The organism is Leisingera sp. F5 (assembly GCF_001593695.1).
In genome coordinates, this window is the sequence record NZ_LUKH01000372.1 from 1 (window position 1) to 2,669 (window position 2,669).

Sequence of the window (2,669 nt, forward strand, 5' to 3'; positions counted from 1 at the left end):
GGTTGCCGTCCGAAGTCAGCCAGGCGGTGGAAGAAATCGCCGCCAGCTCCGAGCCGACCGGAGAACAGCTGCTTCAGCGCACCGGCTTCATGCAGCTGGCAGATCTGAACGGCGATGGCCGGAACGATTATGTGCTCGACACTTCGGTCTCCGGCAGCTCCTTCTGGTGCGGCGCCTCGAACTGTTCGGTGATGGTGTTTGCCTCCACCCCGCAGGGGTATCAGCGCAATGACTTTCTGGCGCGCGGCGTGACACCCGCCAGTTTTGCCTGTCACCAGGGCACCTGCCGAATGGCGGACACGGGCGAAACCGCTCCAGTCCAAGCGGCGCAGCAGAACCGCAGCACAGTGACAGCCTTTGCGGGGCAGGAAAGCGCCTCGCTGGGCGGCATCACCCTGTTTGACCAGCCGGCGCAAAGCGCCTCGCTCACCAGCTATTGCAGCAAGGTCAGCCTTCTGACCAGCTCCAACGGCGGCTTCATGACGGCGGCAAGCATGACTGATCCGGAACTGGCGCTGGGCGAACAATTCTGTCTGGCCCGTACCTATGCCATCAATGCGGGCGAGACCCGGGCCGGCAAGGTTCAGGGAGTTTCGCAAGCACAGATCGACAGCCAGTGCGATGCATTCGGCCCGGCAGTGCAGCCTTTCCTGGCCAAGCTGGGAACTGCGGGCAGCGGCGAAGTGATGGGCGATGTGCAGAAGTTCGTGCTGCAATCCGGCATGTCGCTGGAGCAGTTGGCCAATACCGCCGGAATTTGCCTGTTTTCCGGTTACCGCCGCGATGACATGGATGTGGCGCTGGGTGCTGCGCTGATCCTGACCGGCATAGGCCAGCGTCCCTATGCCGAACTGATCGGCCACCATCTGGCACTGGGCTTTGGCGCGCCGGTCACGGCAGTGCGGGCGCAGGACTGGTACGGCATGGCCGTGATCTCGCTGGAAGGCGGCGCTGCACCTGTCTTTGCCCCTGGACAGCCTGAACGGGCAGAGCTGATCAAGACTGCGTCGGCCAAGCTGGCAGGCGGCCGGGTGCAGCCGGTGCAGGCTTCCGGCGGCACGGCCCTGCCGTCGTTCTCCTCTGACTGACTGCTGTTTGCTGCAGCTGTTGAATGCAAGTGGCCGGCAGAACTGCCGGCCATTTTTTGCGTTGAATTTCTATGCTGCCGGCCTCCTGGGGCGTTCTGGCAGCTGTGGTCGGGTTTTTCCATTAAATGCTGGAATTCCGGCTTTGACACCGCGCGGTCTTGAATGCAAATTATGCAATTAAAAAGTGCATTGTCTTGGGGGTTGATTATGCGGTTCAAGCTGCTTTCCACATTCATTATCTGTTCTTCACTGGCGTTGACGCCGGCTGCCCGTGTTTCTGCGGATGCGGGCGACTTTGCTGCCGGTGCCATCCTTGGCGGCATCATCGGCGGCGCCCTGTCCAAGAACCAGCGGCGCTCAGGCGGCAAGGCGCCCCGGCGTTCCCGGCTGCCGTCCACTCAGGAAGGCCGACAGATTCAGGAATCGCTGAACTACTTCGGCTTCCCGGCGGGCGCGGTCGACGGGCAGCTGGGGCGCAAAACGCGCGAGGCCGTTTCCACCTATCAAGCATACCTGGGCTACCCGGTCAGCGGGCAGCTGAATGATTTCGAAAAGGATCTGCTGATCAGCTCCTTCCAGCGGGCGCAAACCAGCGGTTATCTTGCCAGTCAGCAGGCGATGGCACATCCCGATGGGCCGCGGGGGCTGCTGAAGATCTACTTGGCCGAGCGGATGGCGCCGCAGCCTCAGCCGCCGCAGCCTTATGGCCTGCCCCAGGCCACGATGGCCGGGAACAGCACCGGCACCTACGGCGTGCCGCAGCAGTACGGGCAGAGTGCGCAGCAGCAATACGGCCAGCAGCAGATGGGGTTTGCAGCCACTACGCAGACTTATGGCATCCCGCAGCCTTGGGTTCAGGGGCAGCAAGGGCAGTTCGTGCCGCAATCTCAGGTGCAGGGCCAACTTGTGCCCCAAGGCCAGTTGCCGCAACAGGGGCAGTTCGTGCAGCAGGGACAGGTAATGGCCGCCGCGCAGGCCCAGGCGCTGATCCAGAACGGCACGGCCGTCCAGGGCAGCGGCGCTGCGGCAACCCCGGTCCTGCAGCAGAGGAACGATCTGGCAGCCCCTCTGATCAGCCGCCGCGCATTGGTGATCGGTGTCGACGGCTATCAGAACCTTGCAGCGCTGCAAAAGGCGCGCAACGATGCGCTGGCGGTCAGCAATACGCTTGCGGCGCTCGGCTTTGACGTGACCACGCTGTATGACGCGGGGCGCCGCGACATCAACAGCGCGGTTTCGACCTTTGCCAACCAGATCAAGCCGGGGGATGAAGTCCTGTTCTACTTTGCCGGCCACGGGGTTGAAGTTGACGGGCGCAATTATTTGCTGCCTTCGGATGTGCCGATGGTGAATTTCGGTGATGAAAGCTTCCTGACCGGGGAAAGCATTGCCGCTGACCGGGTGCTTGGGACTTTCCAGCGCAAGGGCGCGCGTTCAACCATCATGATCCTGGACGCCTGCCGAAACAATCCCTTCCCGAAGGACGGCCAGCGTTCGGTCGGCGGCACCCGCGGCCTGGTGCGGATGGAACCGCCGGAGGGCGCCTTTATTCTGTATTCCGCCGGGGCAGGGCAAACCGCG

Annotated in this window: 2 protein-coding genes; both read left to right on the forward strand. The window is 63.1% G+C overall.

The annotated features are described in order from the left end of the window. Positions 1 to 1,088, forward strand: a 1,088-nt coding sequence (locus tag A2I95_RS30470) for a peptidoglycan-binding protein (protein ID WP_291735886.1), incomplete at its 5' end; no start/stop codon positions are given. Positions 1,089 to 1,295: 207 nt separating this feature from the next. Beyond that, positions 1,296 to 2,669, forward strand: a 1,374-nt coding sequence (locus tag A2I95_RS30475) for a caspase family protein (RefSeq protein ID WP_291735889.1), incomplete at its 3' end; no start/stop codon positions are given.